Annotated in this window: 1 protein-coding gene; it reads right to left on the reverse strand. The window is 46.3% G+C overall.

Translation table 11 applies throughout. The features are described 5' to 3' along the window. On the reverse strand, window positions 1-529 hold a 529-nt coding region (locus R7O13_RS30550; protein ID WP_318305681.1), incomplete at both ends, for a 3'-5' exonuclease.

Here is a 529-nt window from a genome sequence, read left to right on the forward strand (position 1 = left end):
CGTGAGGTAACGATTGGGTAGTCGCCACTTACGAGTTCTTGCACAAATGCAGAACCTGCCCCCGTATGCGTGATCCACACTTTCTCTTTTGCACGCGTAATCGCGACATAGAACAGTCGGCGCTCTTCGGCATACGGGAATTTGTCTTTGGACTCGGTCAACGCACCGTCGATGTGAATCTGCTTCTTCTTCGCTGGGAACTGCCCTTCATCCACAGCCAAAATAATCACAAAATCGGCTTCTCGACCTTTACTCGCATGACAAGTCATAAAACGAATATCGAGATTCGGGAATCGTCTTAACCAGTCATCATACAAATCGGGTTTATGGTAATGGTTACGACCAAGCAGCAATACAGACTTGGTTTGTTTCGCTTGTTGATTCAATTGATCGAGGATTTTCTCAACTTGGTTGCTTGGCGCTGTGTGCACGCTCTTTTGCTTGCGTTGTTTATGGCTATTGAGCGTCTTCGGTAATTGTGATGGGTTTTGCTGCACGAACGTATTCGCCACATCGCCAATTTTATTAT

Source organism: Vibrio sp. Y176, from assembly GCF_033438945.1.